The organism is Geothrix sp. SG200, assembly GCF_022808935.1.
Lineage (GTDB): Bacteria > Acidobacteriota > Holophagae > Holophagales > Holophagaceae > Geothrix > Geothrix alkalitolerans.
The window spans coordinates 1,016,911-1,031,470 of the sequence record NZ_JAKZFR010000001.1 but is presented as its reverse complement, the minus strand read 5'-3'; the positions used below and the strand labels follow the sequence as shown (position 1 = coordinate 1,031,470).

Genomic DNA, 14,560 nt, shown 5'->3' with positions numbered 1-14,560 from the left:
ATCCTACGCGCAGACAGGACGCGCTAGGCTGGAAGGACTGTGAGCCACACCACCCCGCTCCCCGAACGCATGCGACCTTCGACACTGGACGAGGTGGTGGGCCAGGCCCACCTGCTGGGCCCCAAGGGCGCCCTGCGGCGGCTCACAGCCGGGGGCCGGCTGCCCTCCATGGTGATGTGGGGGCCGCCGGGCACGGGCAAGACCACCCTGGCCCGCATCCTGGCGGAGGCCACGGGGCATGGCTTCATGGAGTTCTCAGGCGTGAGCGGCAGCGCCGCGGAGCTGAAGAAGTTCCTCCAGGACAGCCGCGAGATGCCCCTGTTCCGCACGGTGCCACCGGTGGTGTTCCTGGACGAGATTCACCGCTTCAACCGGGCCCAGCAGGACATCCTCCTGCCCTTCCTGGAGCGGGGCGAGGCCATCCTCATCGGCGCCACCACGGAGAACCCGGCCTTCTACCTGAACCCGGCGCTCCGCAGCCGCTGCCAGCTCATCGCCCTCAAGGCCTTGGAACCGGCCCACATCCAGCAGGTGCTCAAGCGGGCCTGGGCCAAGGAAGAGCCTGGCAAACCGGAGCCCGCCGAGGTCTTCGAGTGGCTCTCCCACTGGGCCGGCGGCGACCTGCGCTCGGCGCTCTCCGGACTGGAAACCTGGATGGAGATGCCGGATCCCGACCTGGAATCCCTCCAGGGGGCCCTGGGTGGCCGCATGATGTTCGACCGCGCCGACGGCCACTACGACCTGGCCAGCGCCTTCCAGAAGAGCCTGCGGGGTTCCGATGCCGACGCGGCCCTCTACTACCTGAGCCGGATGATCCGGGGCGGCGAGGATCCCCGCTTCATCGCCCGGCGCCTCATGGTCTGCGCCGCCGAGGACGTGGGCAACGCCGATCCCCAGGCCTTCATCCTCTGCGAGGCCGCCAGCCGCGCCGTGGAGCAGATCGGCTGGCCCGAGGCCCGCATCCCCCTGGCCCAGGCGGTGATCTACGTGGCCAACGCCCCCAAGAGCAACGCCACGGTGCTGGCCATCGACACGGCCCTGGCCGCCGACGACGCGCCCATCCCCGAGGCCATTCGCGACGCCCACACCGCCACCGCCCGGAAGGCCGGCCGGGGCGCGGGCTACCACTACTCCCACGATGACTACGACCGGGAGCAGGTCTTCCTGCCCGACAAGCTGCGAGACCAATCGTTTTACGAACCGAAGCGCCCCCAGGAACGCAGCTGGCGGGACCGCCAGGAGCCGGATGCGGCAGCCCTCGCGGCCCTCTGGGAGGCCTGGCTGGAGCTGCATCCCGAAGGCGGCGAGCTGCCCCTGGATGCCTGGAGTGTTGAGTTGGCCTGCAGCCGCGAGGCCCTGGCGCGGGCCATCCAGAAATTGGCCCAGGGCAAGTTCACCCTGGGCCGGAAGCTGGAAGCGAAGCCGATCTGATCAGTCGAGGTGTCCCATGCGCCCTTCCTGGTAGTCCCGGATGGCCTCCTCGATCTCATCCCGGGTGTTCATCACGAAGGGACCGTAGTGGGCGATGGGTTCCCGGATGGGTTCCCCCGCCAACAGCATGAGGCTCGCGGGTGTCGCCGTTTCCAGCGCCAGAGTGTCTCCTTCGCCCAGCAGGGCCACGGTATCCGCGGGAACCTCGGTGCCCTCCACCCGGACGGTGCCGTGCAGGGGCACTACGGCGGCGATCCAGCCCTCCGGGATCGCCTGCTGGAAGCGGGCGCCGGCTTCCAGCTCCAGGTGGGCATAGGCAATCCGCGCCGGAGTCTGCGCGGGACCCGTCACGCCGGCCCAGGTGCCCGCCAGCACGCGAAGCCGACCGCCGGGCAGGGCCTGCCAGGGCATGGCCTCCGGCTGGAGGTCCGTGTAGCCGGGCGCGGATCCCTTGGCCGCCTTGGGCAGGTTGATCCAGAGCTGCACACCTTCGATGGGGCCGCCGGTCTCGAGGTGTTCGGGCACCGGCATCTCCTCGTGGACGATGCCCGAGCCCGCATTCATGAGCTGGGCGCCACCGGGCCGCAGCAGACCGGATCCGCCCGTGCTGTCCCGGTGCCGGAAGGCCCCCTGGATGAGGTAGGTGAGGGTCTGGAAGCCTTTGTGGGGGTGGGGCGGGAAGCCCGCATCCGTGCCCGGCGGCAGCACCATGGGACCGAAGTGATCCATGAGCAGGAAGGGATCCATGGCGCGGAAGGCGTCGGCCCCCCGGTGTCCCTGACCGGGCACCAGACGGGTCAAGGGAACACGATTGCCGTCCTCCGTGGGGAGGCCGGACACGAGGGTGGCGACAGGTTTGATGGTCATGGCGGAACCTCAGGCGAGATCGAAGAACAGGACTTCAGCGGGCGATCCGGCCGCCACGGTGAGGGAGGGTTCCCCTTCGATGCGCGCCGCGTCTCCGGCGTTCATGGCCGCGCCGTTGAGCGTCACGGTTCCCTTGGCCACATGGAGGAAGCCGGCGCGCCCGGCTGGCACCGTGGCCTGGACTTCGCGGCCGGGATTGAGACGCGCCGCGAAGACCTTCACATCCTGGAATAGCTTCACGGACCCCTCCGCCCCGTCCGGGCTGGCGATGAGCCGGAGGCGGTTTTCCAGCTCAGGGCCGGGGAAGGCCACCTGGTCGTAGCGGGGGGCAAGGCCTTGGCGCTCGGGTACGATCCAGATCTGGAGGAAGTGCACCGGGTCTGTGGCCGAAGCGTTGAACTCGCTGTGGCGGATGCCGGTGCCGGCACTCATGACCTGGGCTTCGCCCGGCCGGATGACGCCATGCGTCCCCAGGCTGTCGCGGTGCTCCAGGGCGCCTGAGAGCACCCAGGTGAGGATCTCCATGTCCCGGTGGCCATGGGTGCCGAACCCCTTGCCGGGCTGGACGCGGTCTTCGTTCAGCACGCGCAGGGCGTGGAACTGGGTGTGCTCGGGATCGAAGTATTCCCCGAAGGAGAAGGTGTGGCGGGTGTCGAGCCATCCGAAATCGAAGTGGCCCCTGGCTCCAGCAGGTCGCAGCGTGATCATGGCGCCTCCTGGATCCATTTTACGTGTTTAAACTCGTATTTCAACCCCCTCCTGAAAAAAAACGGCACCGATGGATGACCTGGACGTATCTTTGGGGCATCCGACGGAGGCCGCCGTGATCACGCGGGTGCTGGTGGGTGTGGACTTCTCCGAAGCCTCGAAGCAGGCGCTGGAGCGTGCCGGGAACTGGGCATCCCGTTGCGGCGTGCCCCTGGTAGCCATGCACGTGCTCCAGCCTCCCGCCCCCATGCTGCCCGAAGCCCAGATCGCCCTTCCCGACCCCGCCTGGCTGAAGAACATGGAAGACCATGCCCGGGAGCAGCTTGAATCCTGGGTCAAGCCGTTCGGCGGCACCGAGGTCATCGTGAAGTGGGGCGGGCCCGCGGAGGAGCTGGTGTCCGCGGCGGACCCGACGACCCTGCTGGTGGTGGCCCAGGTGGGCCATTCCACCCTGGAGCGGCTGCTGTTCGGCAGCACCGCGGCCCGGGTGGTGAGGCTCGCGCCCTGCGACGTGCTGGTGGTGCGCACCGAGAAGGCGCGGTAGCTCAGAGCGACGCCACCAGCGCCTCGAAGGCCGGGGCCTGGCGGCGGAGAATGGCCTCCGCCGCGCGTCGCAGGCCTTCGAGATGCTCGGGGCTGGCGTCATCCATCTCGCTGAGACCTGCATCGAGGTCCGTCTGGAAGCGGAGGTAGCGCGGCCTGCCGTCCGCACCGGCAGGAAGGAGCTGGCGCAGCTGGTAGTCCACGGTGTCCGCCACGCCATCGAAGATGACATCCAGGATGGGCCGGGCCCAGCCCGCCACGCCCCAGCCCTTCGCCTCCTCGTAGCGGTAGGGCGTGGCGTGGATGCCCGTGCCCAGGGACACCAGCAGGATATCCTCGGCGCTCCCGCCCAGTCCCTGCCGGGCCTCCGCGTAGGCGCACATGGCCGGGTTGTTCGCGAAGACGCCACCGTCCACCAGCACGTCGCGATCCCCAGGCCAGGACACCAGCAGGGGCTCGAAGTAGGTGGGCGCAGCGCTGGTGCCGCGGGCCGCCACGCGCATGGGCACGTCGTAACGGGCGTTCGCACGGGCCCGCCGGCGGCGGTAGAAGAAGGCGTCCCGCTTCTCGAGGTCGTAGGCCGTCACCAACACCTCCACCAGAGCGTCCTTGAGGCGGGCCTCGCCGAAGTACTGCGCCAGGACGCCCTCGAGGCCGTCCGACGGGTACTTCGCCGCCCGCAGGCCCATGGGATTCGTAAGGCGCCGCCAGAGGCTCTCGTCGAAGATCCGGGCCCCCTCCTTCAGGTAGAGGCCGCCCAGGTCCTGGGCCGAGTAGCGGGGACGCCCGCCCTGACCCGGCACCGCGAGCCCCAGGGCCAAGATGCCCCCTGTGCTGGTGCCGGCGATGAGGTCGAAACAATCGGAGATGGACCGCCGAGTCCGCCGCTCCAGCTCCGCCAGCACCAGCGCGGGAATGAGGCCGCGGATACCACCGCCGTCGATGGAGAGGATGCGGAAGGGTTTGGGCATCCGGCATTTTATGCGCAGAAAAACGGGCCGCGCGGCCCGTTTTTCTGCGCCGGAAACCGCGATCAGCGGTAAGCGGGAATCCCAGTCACTTCCTGGCCGATGACGAGGGTGTGCATATCGTGCGTGCCCTCGTAGGTGTAGACGCTTTCGAGATTGGCCATGTGGCGCATGACCGGATACTCGTCGAGGATGCCGTTGGCGCCGAGGATGGTGCGGGCTTTGCGGCAGATCTCGAGGGCGACGTTCACGTTGTTCATCTTGGCCATGGAGACCTGGGCAGGCGTGAACGTCTTGGCGTCCTTCAGGCGGCCCAGCTGGTGCACGAGCAGCTGGCCCTTGGTCAGCTCGGTGACCATCCAGGCCAGCTTCTCCTGCTGGAGCTGGAAGCTGGCGATGGGCTTGTCGAACTGGATGCGGGTCTTCGCATAGTCCAAGGCGCACTGGTAGCAGGCGTCCGCGGCACCGAGCGCGCCCCAGGCAATGCCGTAGCGGGCCTGGGTCAGGCAACCCAGGGGGCCCTTGAGGCCCTTCACGTTGGGGAGCAGCGACTTGGCCTCGTCCACGATGACGTCCTCCAGCACCAGCTCGGAGGTGGTGGAGGCGCGCAGGCTCCACTTGCCCTTCATCTCGGGGGCGCTGAAGCCGGGCGTGCCCTTCTCTACCAGGAAGCCGCGGATGCCGTCTTCGGTCTGGGCCCACACCACGGCCACGTCGGCCACAGTGCCGTTGGTGATCCACATCTTCGTGCCATTGATGCGCCACTTGCCGCCGGGCTCACGGACGGCCTTCGTGAGCATGCCGCCGGGGTTGGAGCCGAAGTCGGGCTCGGTGAGGCCGAAGCAGCCGATCTTCTCGCCCGTGGCCAGCTTGGGCAGCCAGTACCGCTTCTGCTCCTCGCTGCCATAGGCGTAGATGGGCCACATGACGAGGCTGCCCTGGACGGAGGCGAAGGAGCGCAGGCCGGAATCGCCCCGCTCCAGTTCGTACATGAGGATGCCGTAGGCCACGTTGGAGACGCCCATGCAGCCGTACTCCTCGGGCAGCGCAGGGCCGAAGAAGCCCAGCTCGCCCATCTTGGGGATGAGGTGCTTGGGGAAGGTCTGATCCTGGGCATGCTTCTCGATGATGGGCAGCACCTCGGCGTTGACGAACTTCCGCGCGGTCTCGCGGATCATCCGTTCTTCCTCGGTGAGCAGGCCCTCGAAGCCCATGTAGTCGGTGATGTGGGTGAACGTGGCGTAGGCGCCGGCCATGGAAACCTCCTGGATTGCCCTGAAGCCTCGGGCGGGGAGTGGGAAAACGACGCTGCGGCAGCGCGTCGGGGCCAGTCTAGCGCCCCCCAGAACCCCAGACAGCAGAGCAGCCGCCCCCACGCCCCAGCTTCCTGTCGCGGCAGGAATCGCTTTGACGGAGTGTCAATATTCCCAGGAGAGTCACTCCCCTTCGAGCATCCGCGGGCCGGTGGCGTGGGGCGTCTCGTGGCAGTGGCGGCAGCGGGCCTCGTAGGCCTCGGCGGCGCCCACCAGCACCTGGCCGCCGGTCTGCACCATGCGCTGGGTGCGGCCGGCCAGGGCCCCGCACACCATGCAGATGGCCTGGAGCTTGGTGACGTACTCGGCCTTGGCCAGAAGGATGGGCATGATGCCGAAGGGCTCGCCGTTGGAGTCCTGGTCGAGGCCGCCGGCGATGACGCGCACGCCCCGGTCGGCCAGATCCTCAATGATGGGGATGAGGCCCTCGTCCATGAACTGCACCTCGTCCAGGGCCACCACCTCGGCTTCCGGATCCAAATGACGCGCCAGCTCCACGCTGTCCTTCACCGGGATGGCGTCGTGCTTGCGCTGGCTGTGGCTGGCGATGGCGGAGACGTCGTAGCGGTCATCCAGGGCCGGCTTGAAGACCTGGACCTTCTGCCGGGCGATGATGGCCCGCTTGATGCGCCGGATCAGCTCCTCGGACTTGCCCGAGAACATGGGGCCGCAGATCACCTCCAGGCAGCCCTGGCGCTGGTGCACGAACATCGGAAATCCTTATCGCTTGTCCCGCGGGGCGGGGTCGGGAGCCTTGGCCGGGGCCATGGGGTCAGGGAGGCTGGTCAGGTCGGGAACGGGATTCTTCCCGTCCACGGAGCTCCCCAGCAGCTTCGCCAGCGCCGATCCGCCGCCCTTGGGAGCGGCCATGCGGAGCGCCCATTCATGCCGGAGGCGCGTGGCCCCTTCCGGAACGACCCGGACATCCACCGGCTGGAGGCTGGCCAGCCCCAGGTTCACGGAGCCGCGCTGGTTGGGCACGTACATCGCCAGCGGAACGGCGAATCCCAGCACGACCAGGGGCCACAAGAGCGGGCTGGGCTCCCAGGTCTCGGGCGCCAGGTCGGGGTGGCCTTCAACCCAGGGTCGGATCACCTTGACCGCGGTGTCTCCCGATTTGGTCTCCAGCAGGCCCGCCTCCAGGAGATCCGCGATGGCCTTGCAGGTATCCAGCTCCTCGTAGCGGCTGATCTGCGTGATCTCCCGGGCGCTCTGGGGATGGTCGAAATAGGAGAGGACCATCTCCTGCTCATGGGTGAGCCCCGAGGATCCGTGCACCTGCCCCTTCCCATCCAGCACCGACGAGACTTCGCGGTCGATGTCGAGGTGGAGGGCCTGGGCCCTGGGCGATTTCCCGAGAGGCGTGTCGAGCCCCGGCAGGCGGCGCTCCACCTCGGGCCACTCGTCCTGGATGCGGGCGGCCTCCATCAGCACCGTGTCCACGGGGATCGGTACGAAGTGCTCCCGATCCAGGTCCGTCGGCAGGAAGGAATCGAAGCGGTAGTCCCCCTCCACCCAGCGGAAGGTGCGGTGGAGGATGGCGGTGGCCTGGTTGAAGAGCGCGTCCTGGAGATCCGTGGGGGTGACCTTGCCGCTCTCGAGGAGCAGAGTCCCCATGCGCTTGAGGGTCTGCCGCTGGACCTGGACCATGCCCAGGAGCTCCTCGCCGGTGAGCCGCCCCAGGCGAACGAGCATGGTGCCCAGGCGGTCCTCCATGCGGACCTGGTTCGAGTCGCAGCCGACGATCTCGCCGTTCTCGAAGAAGACTTTGACGAACTCCTGCCCCTGGGACAGCACCAGGGTGCCGTTCTTCCCCTGGATCTTGATCATGTTGAACAGGGAGAAGAGGTCGAAGTCCCGGAGGGATCCTTCCAGCGCCATTTCAGGCCCTCCTCAGGAACAGTTTCAGCCAGGAGCGGAGGTAGAACACGGCGACCAGGACCGCTCCGAGGGCCATCCACGTGGAGGTGGGATCGGGGATGGCCTCTCCCGGGTACCTCACCGAGCGTCCGGTAGCGAGGACCATGCCCGCGGCGAGGCACAGGGGGATGAACTCCATCAGGGCCTCCCGCGTCTCCCCCAGGAAGGCCAGATCGCAACCCGGCAGCAGGACGATCAGGGTCTTGTGGATCCACCGCGTGTTCCGCTGGTGCTCCGCCACCTCATCGAGCTTCTTGCGCCGGCTCTCCGTGTGGAGACCGTCCCGCAGGACGAAGAGGTGGTGGCACTTCGAGCAGACTTCGGGATCGGGGCTGTCCGTGGTGTGGTAGGGCTCCCCGCAACGGATGCACTGCCCCGGATGGGCCAGGCGGACGCTCCTCCGGACCCGCAGGAGGAAGGCGGAGATGCCCAGGAGAGGCAGCAGGAAGGCCGCCAGGAAGGCCGGCTCGGAGAGGGGCAACCGGCCCGCCTTGCTGTGAGTCCCGGCGGCTTCCGCGAGCGCCTCGGACCGGGCGGCCGTGTCGGGCATGGGGATGGGGTAGGCGCGCACATCCTTCCGTGCGTCATTCAGGGCGATGAGACTTGCATAGGCCTCGGGATCCGCCGCCTTGGCCTCGTCCTGCTTGGAGGCTCCCAGCGTGGTATCGAGCCGGTTGAAGGCGAGGACGCTCTGGTTCAGGAGGATCTCCATCCGGGTTCCAGCGCGCAGCGCCTCCTGGAAGGTCTTCTCGGCGCCTGCGGTATCCCCCAGCTGGTACCGGGCGACGCCGAGGTTGTTCAACACTTCCGCCTGGTCAGGATGGCGGCCCACCAGGTCGTGGAAGGTCCCTTCGGCTTCCTTCCATTGCTGGTTCTGGAGCTGTTCCCACCCAGTGAGGAATGCCTGATCGGTGGGGGGCAGCAGCCTCAAGGCCTCCGCCGGGATGGGCTGTACATGAGGCTGCAGCTGAAGGGTCTCGATGCTGGGCGCCGGATCGCGGGCCGCGAGAGGTTCCATGACGGCGAGGACGGGATGGACCATCTGGAACAGCATGATGAAGACGGTGACCTTCACCTCGATGGGCAGCAGGAAGGGGGCCAGCAGGAAGAGCCAGACCAGGGCGGCCACCAGTGGATCCAGGCCCAGGAGCACCGGCCCCGCAAGGATGATCGCCCCGATCAGGGCGGCCAGGGTCGGATCGATCCCTTTGCGCTGGAGCGGTTCCTCCCAGATGTGCCGGAGCACGTGGCGATAGCGCAATCCCATGGTGAGGGCCCAGCCCCATAGCAGCAGCGTGGCGCTCAGCCGGAGGATCCCCAGGTGCTGCAGCAGCCAGAGCCAGCGGTGGGCAGGCTGCTCGAGGCGCTGACGGGTGAGGCGGAGGAGATCCGGGAAGCTCCAGAGCCAGCCCCGAGGCCCCTGCTGGCGCATCAGCGCGATCCTGGTCCCGAGCAGGGTCGGGTGGTCTGGCGCCCACCGCTCCACGGCCTGGAGCGCCTCCAGCCCGAGCTCGGGCCGACCGGCCAGGCCTTTCTGGCGGGCCCAGAAGGCCGCGGCTTCCACCAGCGGAGTGACATCCATCGTGGAATAGGTGCGGCGAAGCATCTCGACTTCAAGCTGGGCGGCCCTCACTGCTTCGGGATCCCCCTTCGACAGGGCCTCGAACAGATGGTTCGCGCGATGGCTGAGGGCGATGGCCGATTCGGTGGCCGTCGCCGCAGGCGCCACAGCCTGACCGGTGGTCGAGGGCGCAGGGGCGGCCTGCAGGACGCCAATCCCTGCGCAAGCCGCGAGAACCAGCGCGCGGAAGATTCGGGTGAGTCCCATGGTCTTCCTTTCGAGGTTCATGACTTGGGATCCTCGGGGACGCCTGCCGCCGGCTTCAGGTCCATCAGTCGCATGCGCAGTCCGTACAGGAGGTCCTCGAGCTGGCGCGTTTCCGCATCGTTCCGGGAAGCTTCGGTCTTGTCCTTGAGCACACCGAGCAGGTCCACGTAGAAGCGGGCCACCGCCGGGTTCGCGGGAGGGATCTCCTTCATCATCGGATGGGGCACACCAAGGGCCAGAAGTGCCTGCTCCGCCAGGAGATGCATCAGGGCGGTCAAGGACGCTTCCGGCACCGCAGGATTCATGTGCTACCTCAAACACTCTCAGGACTTGTCTGCCGGGAAGCCTACCACAGCCCTGCTTTTCCCGCACCTGACGCGAAATACCCCGGGATGGGCGGCAGGGGAGACCGGGGAAGCGCTTTTTTGACGAAAAGCACTCGGCACCGGAGCAGCCCTGTGGAACGATGGATGGGTTTGGAGGAAACCCCATGCGACGCCTCATCTCAGCGCTCCTCATTCCGGCCGCCTGCCTGTCCCTGTACGCCGAGACCACCGGTCGCATCAGCGGCAAAGTGACGGCCAAGGACGGCAAGCCCATCGCCGGAGCCAAGATCATCCTGAAGCGCCTCGACCGTGCCTGGACCAAGGAACTGACGTCCGACAAGAAGGGCAGCTTCCTCCAGGTGGGCCTGGACCCGAAGGAGTTCGAGCTCACCGTCAAGGCTGAAGGCTATGTCGAGCACAAGGAGATGATCCGCATTCCCCTGGCCGATGTGCTGGTCAAGGACGTCACCTTGTACACGCCGACCGAAGCCCGCACGATGGCCCCCGCTGCAGGCGGCACCCAGGCCGTTCCCGAGGATCCCGGAGCCGCCCTGGACGCCGAGGGCCGGGATGCGTTCAACGCCGCCATCCCCCTCTACAACGAAGGCAACTACGCCGAAGCCCTCCCCCATGTGGACAAGGCCTACAAGACCCTCACCGATGCCATGGCCCAGCTGAAGGACGAGGCGGCCAAGACCGAGCTGGCGCCCGAGCTCCTGAAGATCGAGCGCGTGCTGGGCATCTGCATGGCCCAGGCGGGCGAGAAGAAAGAAGCGGCCGAGCCTTACCTCCTGAAGGCCCTGGAGCGGAACCCGAAAGACGAGCGTGTGATCGCCGGCCTCATCGAGACCAGCAAGGCCAAGTCCGACAAGGCTGCCGAGCAGAAGTACACGGCCATGCTGGAAGCCATCCAGGGGCCCAACCCAGACGTGATCTACAACAAGGGCGTCGAGGCCTTCAACGCCGGCAAGACCAAGGAGGCGAAGGCCCACTTGCTGAAGGCCCTTGAAGTGGACCCCAAGTACGCCGAAGCCCACTACCTGCTGGCCATGGTCGAATTCGGCGAGAACAACCTGCGGGGAACCAAGCACAACCTGGAGAAGTACCTCGAACTCGCGCCCACCGGCAAGAACGCCGCCACGGCCCGGGAGATGCTGAAGGACCCCTCGCTGAAGAAGATCAAGTAGTCATCCGCGGCAAAAAGAGGGGCCCCGGTCGGGGCCCCTCTTTTTGCCGTCGAGCCGAAATCAGAGCAGCTCGAGACTGATGGGGCAGTGGTCAGAACCCATCACGTCGGCGTGGATGCGGGCGTCCTTCACGCGGTCGAGCAGCGTGCGGCTCGCGAGGAAGAGGTCAATCCTCCATCCCACATTCCGCTCCCGCGCACCGCCCCGGGCGGTCCACCAGGTATAGAGACCCGGCACCTCGGGATTCCGCTCCCGCAGGACGTCCGCCAGACCCGCGCCCAGATAGAGCTTGAAGTCCTCCCGCTCCTCGGGGGTGAAGCCCGGGTTCTTCACGTTGTCCTTCGGGCGGGCGAGGTCGATCTCCTCCGGGGCCACGTTCATGTCGCCGGTGAGGATGATCTGGTCTCCAGCCTGGTGGTGCTTCGCCACGATGGCGGCGAGGTCACGGGCGAACTGGCGCTTGAAGGGAAGGCGCACCAGACCTTGGGAGGCGTTGGGGAAGTAGCCGCCGATGAAGACGAGCTGGTCCTTCCGCGAGACGATCATGCGGCCCTCGGCGTCGTAGCCGTCGATGCCCAGGCCCTTGGCGTGGGTGAATCCCAGCTCCTTCTTTGAAAAGGTCGCCGAGCCCGCATAGCCCTTCTTGCTGGTGGCAGGGAACCAGCAGACGTCGTAGGCGCTCTCGATCTGGCGGCGCACGCCCAGGTCCGCCTCTTCCCACTCGCAGCGGATCTCCTGGAGGGAGAGGACATCCGGTTCCGTCTCCTCCAGCCAGTCCATGAAGCCCTTCTTCAGGACCGACCGGAAGCCGTTCACGTTCCAGCTGTAGAAGCGCATGGATCCTCCCTCAGGGGACCAGTCTGGCATAGGCTTCCGGATCGAAACCAATGACTGTGCCCTTGGGATGCACCAGGATGGGCCGCTTGAGCAGGTTGTTGTCCTGGACCATGAGGGCGATGGCCTCGGCCTTGGACAGCTGCCGGTCCTTCAATCCGAGTTCCTTGTACTTCGGGCTCTTCGTGCCGAGCATGGGCGCGGGGTCCGCGGGCAGCAGGCCTTCCAGTTCCGCGGCCGCCAGGGGCTTCCTGAAATAGTCCCGGATCTCCACCTCGATGCCCAGCTCCGCCAGCTTCGCCCTGGCGTTCCGGCAGGTGGTGCAGCTCGACTTCATCCAGAGGACCGGCTTCAAAGAAACTCCAGTCTTCACAGTTCCCCCACGAAGCGGTCCAGCAGCCGGTCCGTCCGCCAGCGCAGCCAGCCCAGCAGCAGGAAGCCGGTCCATCCCTTCAGGCGGCCCTCCAGGCGGAGGTGGGCGCCCTTGGGATCCGGGGACAGGACCAGAGCTCCGGATTCCTGGCTGCCCGCCAGGTTCCGGGACCAGCGGAGCACCAGGCACTCCCCTTCGGTCGCGGGCCCTTGCCAACCCTGGAGAGCACGGAGGCAGCGGAAGCCCGCGGGTCCGGGATCGCGCAGCCTCCCGGCCACCAGGTCGAAGGGCGCGTCCGTGAGGAGTTCCGCCTCGAAGCTGAAGACGGGCTGCTTCACTTCACCAGGAACCCGGGGAGGGCGTCCGCGGGCGGCGCCACCAGGTAGGGCTTGCTGGCGCTGTCGCTGGCCGCCAGCAGCATCCCGTGGCTCTCGATGCCCATGAGCTTGCGGGGGGCCAGGTTCGCCACCACCACCACCAACCGGTTGAGCAGGTCGGCGGGCTCGTAGGCCTTGCCGATGCCGCCCACGATGGTGCGCTGCTCCAGGCCGATGTCCACCTTCATCTTGATGAGCTTGTCGCTCTTGGGCACGCGCTCGGCCTCGAGGATTTTCCCCACGCGGAGGTCCACCTTGAAGAAGGTGTCGGCGTCCACCGTCTCGCGGATCTCCGGCACGTCCAGGGTGGGCTTGGTTTCGACGGGGGCCGCGGAGGCCTCGAGGTCACTCATTTCCTTCTCCTTGTCGATGCGCTGGAACAGGGGCTTGGGCTCGCCGATGGGGCCGATGGCTGGGCCATCAAGCGCGAAACCGTGGAAGGTGCGCTGGCCCACCTGGTCCGCGTGGCCCAGGGATTCCCAGAGGCTCTGGGCCATGTCGGGCATGACCGGCGCCACCAGCAGGGCCGTGGCGCGCAGGGCCCGGTAGAGGTTCGCCAGGACCGCGTCCAGCTTGGGATCGTTGGCGGGGTCCTTGGCCAGCTTCCAGGGCTCGGCCTTCACGATGTAGCCGTCCAGGGCGCGCAGGTAGGTCCAGAGTGCGTCCAGGGCGCCGTGGAAGTTGTTCGCCCGCGCCTGCTCCAGATATTCAGGGAAGACCGCGAGGAGCTGCTGGGCCATGTCCCGGTCGAGATCGTCCATCGCGGCGGGCATGGGCACCACGCCGCCCCGGTAGCGCTGGATCATGCTGAGGGTGCGCGAGGCCAGGTTGCCCAGGCCGTTGGCCAGGTCCGCGTTGAGGCGGTCCATGAAGCCCTCGTAGCTGAAGCCCCGGTCGTGGCCCACCTGCATGTCGCGCATGAAGTAGAAGCGCAGCGCGTCGTTGCCGAAGCGCAGGAGAGTGTCGGGACGCACCACGTTGCCCTTGCTCTTGGACATCTTGTCCTCGCCCATGAGCCACCAGCCGTGGGCCAGGATGGTGGTGGGCTGGAACATGCCCGCGGCCATGAGGAAGGCGGGCCAGTATACGGCGTGGAAGCGGAGGATGTCCTTGCCCACCAGCTGAAGGTCCGGTGGCCAGGTGTTGGCCGGGCAGCCCGTGAGGTAGTTGAGCAGCGCGTCGAACCACACGTAGATGACGTGCTTCTCGTCGCCGGGCACGGGGATGCCCCAGGTGATGCTGGTCCGGCTGATGGAGAGATCCTGCAGGCCGCCCTCCACGAAGCGCTTCACCTCGTTGAAGCGGAAGTCCGGCTGCACGAACTCCGGGCGTTCCTCGTACAGCTTCAGCAGACGATCCTGGTAGGCGCTGAGGCGGAAGAAATAGGTCTCCTCCTCCAGCTCCACCAGCTGGTGGGCGAGGCCCTGGGCCTGCAGCTCCTTGGCCTGGGTCTCGGTGACATAGGCCTCGTCGCTGACGGAGTACAGCCCCTTGTAGGTGGCCTTGTAGATGTCGCCCTTGTCCAGCAGGCGCTTGAAGAGGCGCTGCACCTGCTCGCGGTGGTCCTGGTCCGTGGTGCGGATGAAGCGGAAGTGGGTCATGCCCATGCGCTGCCAGAGGTCCGTGTAGTTGGCCACCACCTCGTCCGCCAGCTGCTTGGGCGTGATGCCCCGGGCGGCGGCGGCCTTCTCCACCTTCTGGCCGTGCTCGTCCGTGCCCGTGAGGAAGTACACCTCTTCGCCGCGCATGCGGTGGAACCGCGCGATCACGTCCGCCAGCACCGTGGTGTAGGTGTGGCCGATGTGGGGCCGGTCGTTCACGTAGTAGATGGGCGTGGTGATGTAGAAGGGCTTGGACACGGCAACTCCGAGCCTTCCAGTCTACC

The 14,560-nt window shown here is 67.3% G+C and carries 15 protein-coding genes; 3 read left to right on the top strand and 12 right to left on the bottom strand.

The window, feature by feature from the left end; translation table 11 throughout:
• The first annotated feature begins 69 nt into the window (after window positions 1–69).
• Window positions 70–1,431: a replication-associated recombination protein A gene (locus tag ML539_RS04575; protein WP_243321082.1), complete on the top strand. Its 1,362-nt coding sequence runs from the start codon at window positions 70–72 to the stop codon at window positions 1,429–1,431.
• On the opposite strand, the gene ML539_RS04570 is transcribed toward ML539_RS04575, so the two are convergent.
• Together ML539_RS04570 and ML539_RS04565 are read right to left on the bottom strand one after the other, a co-directional pair.
• The gene (locus ML539_RS04570) at window positions 1,432–2,298 is read right to left on the bottom strand and encodes a pirin family protein (protein WP_243321080.1); all 867 of its coding nucleotides are present in this window, start codon (window positions 2,296–2,298) and stop codon (window positions 1,432–1,434) included.
• A 9-nt stretch (window positions 2,299–2,307) separates the two neighbouring features.
• A complete protein-coding gene (locus ML539_RS04565; protein ID WP_243321078.1) occupies window positions 2,308–3,006 on the bottom strand; it encodes a pirin family protein in 699 nt (232 codons plus the stop codon).
• 115 nt (window positions 3,007–3,121) lie between these two features.
• On the opposite strand from ML539_RS04565, the gene ML539_RS04560 reads away from it, so the two are divergent.
• Window positions 3,122–3,550, top strand: coding sequence for a universal stress protein (locus ML539_RS04560; protein WP_243321076.1), 429 nt, complete (start codon window positions 3,122–3,124; stop codon window positions 3,548–3,550).
• A 1-nt stretch (window position 3,551) separates the two neighbouring features.
• Here the strand turns inward: ML539_RS04560 and ML539_RS04555 are convergent, their stop codons facing one another.
• The 6 genes from ML539_RS04555 to ML539_RS04530 all read right to left on the bottom strand — a co-directional run bounded on the left by ML539_RS04555 (window position 3,552) and on the right by ML539_RS04530 (window position 9,883).
• Window positions 3,552–4,520: a patatin-like phospholipase family protein gene (locus tag ML539_RS04555; protein WP_243321074.1), complete on the bottom strand. Its 969-nt coding sequence runs from the start codon at window positions 4,518–4,520 to the stop codon at window positions 3,552–3,554.
• Window positions 4,521–4,582: 62 nt separating this feature from the next.
• Window positions 4,583–5,773, bottom strand: coding sequence for an acyl-CoA dehydrogenase family protein (locus ML539_RS04550; RefSeq protein ID WP_243321072.1), 1,191 nt, complete (start codon window positions 5,771–5,773; stop codon window positions 4,583–4,585).
• Window positions 5,774–5,953: 180 nt separating this feature from the next.
• A complete protein-coding gene (locus tag ML539_RS04545; protein WP_243286098.1) occupies window positions 5,954–6,541 on the bottom strand; it encodes a thymidine kinase in 588 nt (195 codons plus the stop codon).
• Between the two features lie 9 nt (window positions 6,542–6,550).
• Window positions 6,551–7,711 (bottom strand): DUF4388 domain-containing protein, encoded by a 1,161-nt coding sequence (locus ML539_RS04540; protein WP_243321070.1) that lies wholly within the window; start codon window positions 7,709–7,711, stop codon window positions 6,551–6,553.
• Window position 7,712: 1 nt separating this feature from the next.
• Complete coding sequence (locus tag ML539_RS04535; protein WP_243321068.1) at window positions 7,713–9,578, bottom strand: tetratricopeptide repeat protein; 1,866 nt, start codon at window positions 9,576–9,578, stop codon at window positions 7,713–7,715.
• Window positions 9,579–9,595: 17 nt separating this feature from the next.
• The gene (locus ML539_RS04530) at window positions 9,596–9,883 is read right to left on the bottom strand and encodes a DUF1844 domain-containing protein (RefSeq protein WP_243321065.1); all 288 of its coding nucleotides are present in this window, start codon (window positions 9,881–9,883) and stop codon (window positions 9,596–9,598) included.
• Between the two features lie 185 nt (window positions 9,884–10,068).
• Between ML539_RS04530 and ML539_RS04525 the strand changes: the two genes are divergently transcribed.
• The gene (locus ML539_RS04525; RefSeq protein ID WP_243321063.1) at window positions 10,069–11,091 is read left to right on the top strand and encodes a carboxypeptidase-like regulatory domain-containing protein; all 1,023 of its coding nucleotides are present in this window, start codon (window positions 10,069–10,071) and stop codon (window positions 11,089–11,091) included.
• A 60-nt stretch (window positions 11,092–11,151) separates the two neighbouring features.
• On the opposite strand, the gene ML539_RS04520 is transcribed toward ML539_RS04525, so the two are convergent.
• From ML539_RS04520 to metG, 4 genes are read right to left on the bottom strand one after another with little or no spacing between them, the layout of a single operon-like run.
• Window positions 11,152–11,928: an exodeoxyribonuclease III gene (locus ML539_RS04520; protein WP_243321060.1), complete on the bottom strand. Its 777-nt coding sequence runs from the start codon at window positions 11,926–11,928 to the stop codon at window positions 11,152–11,154.
• 10 nt (window positions 11,929–11,938) lie between these two features.
• Entirely contained in the window at window positions 11,939–12,280 is a 342-nt protein-coding gene (locus ML539_RS04515) for an ArsC/Spx/MgsR family protein (protein ID WP_243321058.1), read from the bottom strand.
• Window positions 12,281–12,294: 14 nt separating this feature from the next.
• Window positions 12,295–12,636, bottom strand: a complete 342-nt coding sequence (locus ML539_RS04510) for a hypothetical protein (protein ID WP_243321057.1) — start codon at window positions 12,634–12,636, stop codon at window positions 12,295–12,297.
• Window positions 12,633–14,534, bottom strand: a complete 1,902-nt coding sequence (gene metG, locus ML539_RS04505; protein WP_243321056.1) for a methionine--tRNA ligase — start codon at window positions 14,532–14,534, stop codon at window positions 12,633–12,635. The genes ML539_RS04510 and metG overlap by 4 nt, the downstream gene beginning before the upstream one ends.
• Between the last annotated feature and the right edge of the window lie 26 nt (window positions 14,535–14,560).